Annotated in this window: 6 protein-coding genes; all 6 read right to left on the bottom strand. The window is 65.6% G+C overall.

The window, feature by feature from the left end; all coding sequences use genetic code 11:
- The coding region (locus tag GGQ59_RS12375; RefSeq protein WP_183819049.1) for a hypothetical protein at window positions 1-466 on the bottom strand (466 nt) is incomplete at its 3' end.
- A gap of 512 nt (window positions 467-978) precedes the next feature.
- Window positions 979-3,900 (bottom strand): MobF family relaxase, encoded by a 2,922-nt coding sequence (gene mobF, locus GGQ59_RS12370; protein ID WP_183819047.1) that lies wholly within the window; start codon window positions 3,898-3,900, stop codon window positions 979-981.
- Between the two features lie 31 nt (window positions 3,901-3,931).
- Entirely contained in the window at window positions 3,932-4,279 is a 348-nt protein-coding gene (locus GGQ59_RS12365; RefSeq protein WP_183819045.1) for a hypothetical protein, read from the bottom strand.
- The gene (locus GGQ59_RS12360; protein WP_183819043.1) at window positions 4,276-4,596 is read right to left on the bottom strand and encodes a helix-turn-helix transcriptional regulator; all 321 of its coding nucleotides are present in this window, start codon (window positions 4,594-4,596) and stop codon (window positions 4,276-4,278) included. The genes GGQ59_RS12365 and GGQ59_RS12360 overlap by 4 nt, the downstream gene beginning before the upstream one ends.
- Window positions 4,597-4,813: 217 nt before the next feature.
- On the bottom strand, window positions 4,814-5,071 hold the full coding sequence (locus tag GGQ59_RS12355) for a hypothetical protein (RefSeq protein ID WP_183819041.1): 258 nt from the start codon (window positions 5,069-5,071) through the stop codon (window positions 4,814-4,816).
- Window positions 5,072-5,778: 707 nt separating this feature from the next.
- Complete coding sequence (locus tag GGQ59_RS12350; protein ID WP_183819039.1) at window positions 5,779-6,147, bottom strand: hypothetical protein; 369 nt, start codon at window positions 6,145-6,147, stop codon at window positions 5,779-5,781.
- Window positions 6,148-6,272: the final 125 nt, after the last annotated feature.

Raw genomic sequence — 6,272 nt, 5'->3', positions numbered from 1 at the left:
CTCCTTGGGCGAGGTGGTAGCCGCGGCCGATCGCGGAGAAGGTGAGGTCGATGACGGGCTGCTCGAAGAGGAGGGCAACGTCTTCCCAGCTGACGGCCTCCCGACCGCCTCGCCAAACCTCCTCGTCCTCCCAAACCGCCTTCGCGAAGTCGGACCGCAAGCCGCCGGGGGCCATAGCGAGCGTGTAGTATCGGACCCTGTCGATGACGAAGCGTCCCTCCAGCGGGTCGTCCTCTTCGTCGTCTTTCGCTGCTTCCGGGTTTTGAGCCGCGTGCTCGCAGGCGTCCTTCGCGAAGCGGCTCACGATTGGCGAGAGGAGGTCGGCGATGCGCGCCAGGTCGGCGTGCCGCAGCGTCGCTGTGACGTGCCGACAGTAGAGCGACGTCGGGACCGGTAGCTCGCCGTAGACCGCAGTCAGCGCCTGAAGCGCTTCCGGGTCTCTGCCGGGTTGAGGGTGTTCGTTCATGACTTGGACCTCCGCTCCTGGCGGTGGTCCCGAACCGGGTGTTGGAAACCCTGCACAGACACAAGGCGCCGCCGCCTTTGGGCGGAGCCTTGGACATACGCGACGGCCACCCGGTCAGCCACGGGCTGAACCGGCGTCTGTGTCTTGAGGTTTCCACGCCTCACGGTCGGGACGTACCGACTGCCCGTCCTGCGTACGTCGATCCGGAGGCGGGGACAACGGGGTCTGAAGCGATCGGCCCTGCCAGATGGGAGGATGCCGGCGGCTTCCCTACGGTCATCCAAGCGTCTGCCCGTCAGTCCGGTTCTCGAACCCCGTGCCGACTGCTCTTTCAGCATGCAGGGAAAGCTGGAGGGGCACACCTGATGCTACCCCGGTAGCGGCGCGTAAGGAGTTGGTCCGTCTAAGAATTATGTTTGTTGAATCGCCCAAACGGTTCGCAGCGATCGCTGGCGAAAAAATCGTTCCTGACCATCCGCGTTCAGATTGGTCTAGGTCTGCCAGTGATCGCCTCATCGCTCGAAGTCGTAGCCGGACGACCGCGAGCCATCCCGTTCCTCAGCCCGGGACGCCTTCTCCTGCAACTTGCCGCCTTTCCGAGAGGCCTTGAGGATCGAATCGAGAGATCGGCCCGTCTTGCCGTCGCGATCTCGTCCTGCCGTGCTGCCCGAGCTTCGGCCATCGTCCTTCCGCTCGTCGTCCTCCTTCTCGAACCGGCGCCGGAAGGCGTCGCTTCGGTCCGCTGCTGCCTTCGCGTCGGCGCCGCGCGCGGCCATACCGGCGACCTCGATCGCGGACAGCTTGGCATTGCCCGCTCTCTCGAGAGTCCTGACGAGTTCGGCGCGGTCATCAGTGATGAAGGTGACGTCGTCCCGTGCGCGGGAGAGGCCGACGTAGAGGCTCTCCTGGGTCGTGAGCCGGCGGCTGAGGCTGTCCATCACGATGACCGCCTGATCCACCGTCCGCCCCTGGAAGGCGTGCGTGGTGTGAGCGTAGTCGTGGTCGAGGGTAGCGAGGGCGGGGTCACCCGGGGCGAGCTCGAAGAGCCGCCCGGAGGTCCGGTCATGTATCAAATGATCGGGTCCGCTCTTGCCGAGGTAGTAGCACCGGCCACCGTTGACGAAGCGTCCCTCGGGATCGTTCTGCGTGAAGCGGAGGTCGTCTCCCTTTGCGATCTGCAGCTCCGCGAGCTCGAAGACCTGAGCACCGACCGCGCCCAAGCGCGCTGGCGCCCACTCAATCCTCCGGTCGGCAGTCGCGAGGGACACGGTGCAAGCGTCACGATCCACCCCGGCAACGAGGTAACGGTCGCCCTTCTCGATCCCAAGCCGCTTGTAGTCCCGCGCGAAGGTCACGACCTGATCGGGCGCGTAGCTCTCGGCGCGTTCGCGCTCGGCCTTGCTGAGGTGGAGGGGCGAGAGGATCGCGAGCGCCGTCTCCTCGCCAGTGAGCGTGCCCTCGGCTCGGAGCCCGGCGCGGATGAAAGCGTTCGCCTCCCGCCGCAGCGCGTTGGTCGGCACGATGACGCCGGTCTCCTCGCGCTGTCGCTGGCCGCGCCATAGGAACGATCGCGCTGCCTGCTCGGCGAGGTCGGAACGCTTCGTCTCGATCAGGACGCCGTCGAGCCTCTCGAGCGCTTCTCGCGCGCTCCCCGTGATCGCCGCCTCGACCGACGCCTTCTGCTCGGAAGAGCGCTGCCGGACGATCTCGTCCATCCGCGCGGTCGCCATTCCTGCGTCCTGCAGCGCCCGGAACGGTGTGCCCGCCCCGACGGCTTGCAGCTGCTGCGTGTCGCCGACGAGGACGACGCGGGCCGCGCGTCCTTCTTCCGCGATCCGCAGCACGTCGCGCATCATCCGCGTCGACAGCATCGAGCTCTCATCAACGATCAGGACGGTGCGGCGAAGATCCGAAGGCTCGGCTGCGTTCGTCTCGCGCAGGGCGAAGCGCTGCACGGTTTCGGTCTCGATCTTCGCCCCCTTCGCGAGCTCGGCCGAAGCCTGATGGGAGGGCGCGAGCCCCCGAACCTCGTAGCCCCCCGCCCGAGCGAGGTCCGCGATCGCTCGAAGCGCGGTCGTCTTGCCGGTGCCGGCGTAGCCCTGCACGCCGACGACGCGGCTGCAGGTGAGGACAGCGTCGCGCACCGCGCTGCGCTGACCGTCCGTGAAGCTGTCCCGTCCGAGGCGGCGGTCCAATTGCCGTCCGCTCGCGAGCGGACGGGCTACGCCACGGCCCCTCGCTTCGAGTGCGATCACATCCTTCTCCGCCAGGACGCTCTCCGCCGTCGTGTAGGTCCAGTCTCCCTTTCCCGTCCGCGCCGCGATCAGTTCCCCGGACCTGACGTGATGGGAGACGGCAGCGGCCACGTCGCGCGACCGTGCCTCTCCGAGCGAGAAGGTGAGCGCCTGCCGAAGGAGATCACGCTCGGCAAACGAGGACTCGGTCTCTAACAAATGCTCGGCCGCCTGCAGAACGGCGTCGCGGGCCGCCTCGAACGGGAGCCGGTCGGTCGTACCTCGGTCCCGATCGCTGAGAGCAGCGGTGTAGTCTCGATCGAGGTCGCGGTCGTGCTCGCTGACCGTCCTGGTCCAACGCTCGCGAAGTGCGTCAGGGTCTGCCTTACCCTTCCGCTGCCGCGTCGCGAGGGCGGCTTCGGCAGACGCCTTCGCACCTGACCGGCCTGTCGCTTCGAGCCGGGCCTCGATCGCTTCGCGCCGCGTGCTGAAGGCGTGGCCGAGCGTCTTGTCGAAGCCTGCGACCTCGAAGGCACCGCGTCCGCCCGTCGGCTCGATCTCAACGCCGAGGTCGCGGAGGTTGCTCGCGAGCTCGGATCGGTAGACCGATCCGAGCAGCATCTTGTCCGAGAAGAGCCGCCGCGAGTCGACGCTGCGCCACTGCCCGTCGTCGCCGAGCGCCATGTTGGCGACGACGCAGTGAGTGTGAAGCTGCGGGTCCTGATCGCGGCTGAGGTCGTGCTCGAAGGTCGCGATGACCGCGCCCTGATCGCCGGTTGGAACCTGCTTCCGCTCGGCAGGGTCCCAGACCCGTGCCTCGACCGAACGCTCCGCCCAGCCGAGCGCCGCGGTCACCGCGTCGCGGTGCGCCTCTCTTAGCTGTTGCCGCTGATGCTCGTCCGTCAGCAACGCCTCGTAGACCGAGACGCTCTTCGGCGCGGAGAAGGTGAGGTCCCATCCAGGTGCATGTTGCCGCTCGCCGGCGATGATCCGGCCGAGAAGCGGACCCCCCGGCACTTGTCCGTCCATGACCTTCGCGAAGTCGTGGGCACGGACGTCGCCGGTCAGTCCCGCCGCCGCGGCGCCGCGGCCGTGCCAGCGGGACGGCGCTTCTGCTTCGCCGTCCCGCCCGTAGTAGTCATCGGCGCGGTAGTACTGCGCCGCGGCGCCTGCCGAGCCAAGCTTGCCAATCGAAAGCATCTGCGCACCCGCGCGCTTGCGCAGCCGCGCCTCAGCGCGACTGGCTCTCGCGGTGCGGCGGCAGGTAGCCGCACCGCATTTCCGGCCAGCCTCGCGACTGACGGATCGCGTCCATGGTCTTGGTCGCCTTCGCGGCTAGGGCCTCGTCCCCGCCTTCGAGCCAGGAGTCGGCCAGGAGCGATCGGATCCAGAGAGAGTTCTCCGCCGCGATCTCGGCATAGGTGATCGCGGGTGGTGAAGGATCGAGGATCCGAAGGGCGGCGTCCGCGATGGCGGCGGCGCAGAAGCTCTGCACCGTCTCTCCGGTTCTGTTGGTAACCGCACTCAGAGCGTCCCGCTCCGTTTTGGTCAGCGTGATCGTCACCTTATGAAGGCTCACGACCGGGCCTCCGTGCGCGAGTCGCCGAACAGACGCTTCTGACGCTCTTCGCGAGCGCGAGCCTGGCGGGCGATGAGCGCCTCGAAGGCGCGTTCTTGAGCTGCTGCGACCTTCCGGACGACTGCCGCCCAGTCCCACCGCTTCGTGCCTCGCCCGATCTCGATCGCGGGCGGCAGCTCGCCGCGGGCGACCATGTTGTAGATGGTCGTTGGGGACTTCACCCCGAGCCGCCGCATCAACTCCTTCTTCGATACGAGTTCGCGGAAGGGGCCGTTGGCCCCCGCCTCCGCCTCGGGCGTGCTCCAGTTGATCGTCATCGTTCGCTCCTGTCGTTTGATGAACAGGACAAGCGGATCAGATCAGAGCCGCGGAATGTAGTTGGCAAAACCGGAGTATACCGGAGGCGATAACCAGCAAATAGGTTGCCGAGCCTTTGCCGTACCCTCGGCAAACCTAAAAAGGTTTGCATATCGGCGCATATGCGCGGCTGCGCGTCGACGCAGGTGTGCGTCCGCGCCGGTGATCAGTTAGGATCTATCGGACGACGGTATCAAATTCGGCAGCGGCAGCATCGAGCCATCGCTGGAACGCGGTGCCGCCTCTCCCCTTGAAGAACTTACGAAGTGTTTCCGGATCGACGTCGATGCCATGCTCGGCGAGCTGACGGGACGCAACCTTCCATCTCGTGCGGTCCCGGACCGGCAGCACCATCAAGACGTGGTAGCGTCGGAGTTGCTCACCAAAGTCGGGAGATTTCGTCGCCGAACAGAGCCGTTCTGCACGCAGGATCATAGCGGTCGCCAGAGCGGGAGACGACTGAAGCAACGCAACGCGATCGGCCGGGCGATCGACTTGATGATCCCCCTGTCGAGGGCGATCGTGAGCAAGGCTACCTCGTGAAGCGGCTCGCGCAGTGCGGCTGGACGGCTCGACCTGCTGGAGAAACGGAACCACTGTAGACACAAAATGAGCGCTCACCCGCCCTACGAGCAACGAAGCGTTCGTCGTCGTCCGTGCGTCCGATCTTTGTTTCCTAGCTGAGGCGTCTGCGCTTGTAAGCGTTAGCCTGCCGTCAAGCTCAGCCCCCTGATTACGGTGCCAATTTCTGCGATCGTCCCCGAATTCTGCGCTCTTCACATGGCGCACAAGCCCGGCCGGTAGCATCGACGTCAACTGACGGGCACGACTGCGTTCGGCGTCATCGAACGACAATCTCAAACGCCAATCACTCCCGATGGTCGCGAGCGCCGCGCAAGCGAGGAAAGCTACAGACCCCGTAGTGGCGAGAGAGGGCAGGAGGGGCCAATCGGTGAAGCGTACGGCAAGGGCGGCGACCGCCGCGGCAGTGACAAGCGCAATGAACGAGGCAGGTAAGTTCTCGCACGAGAGGTTCAATCGGGCGATAAGATTGTAGGCAGGAGCCCAGACAAGGGGTTGCATCCGTAACAAGAAGGACGATACGTGCGCTGATTTGCACGTATCTGCTTGCTGCCGGGCAATCACGGCGAGCGCCCTCTCAGCGAGCCTTTCGTTGCTTCCAGAAGCTCGAGCATGTCGAGGAAGAGTTTGGTGCTCCCGCCATGCTCCATGCCGTAGCGTTCATACACCTGGGTCTTGAACCGCGTATGGACCTCGCACGGCAGGCTGAACTGTAGCTGCCGTCGCGATTGGGGACTCTCCTTGCGCGGCGTCGCTTCGGAACTGGACGGGGTCGCCGTCGGCTCGGCTTCGCGTACGGTGACGGCGGAGACATGCGCCTGTCGCTCGAACGCTCGTGTGGAGGAGTTGCAGGCAGGCTTAACGCGAACCGGCTTCAGACTCGCTTCGTCTTCGAGTCCAGGCAATTGCGGAGTTTCTTCGATCGGCATGGTCTCGCTCCCGAGACCGACCACTCAAAACTCATGCCAAGTCATCACATTCACGAGCATTAGCAGTCAGAGGGTGATGGTGGGTAGAATGGTGGGATCGAAAGATAAATGAGATCTCATAAGCA

The organism is Parvularcula dongshanensis, from assembly GCF_014199615.1.
Taxonomy (GTDB): domain Bacteria; phylum Pseudomonadota; class Alphaproteobacteria; order Caulobacterales; family Parvularculaceae; genus Parvularcula; species Parvularcula dongshanensis.
Note: the sequence above shows the minus strand (reverse complement) of the source record. Positions and strands in the feature narration are given on the sequence as shown.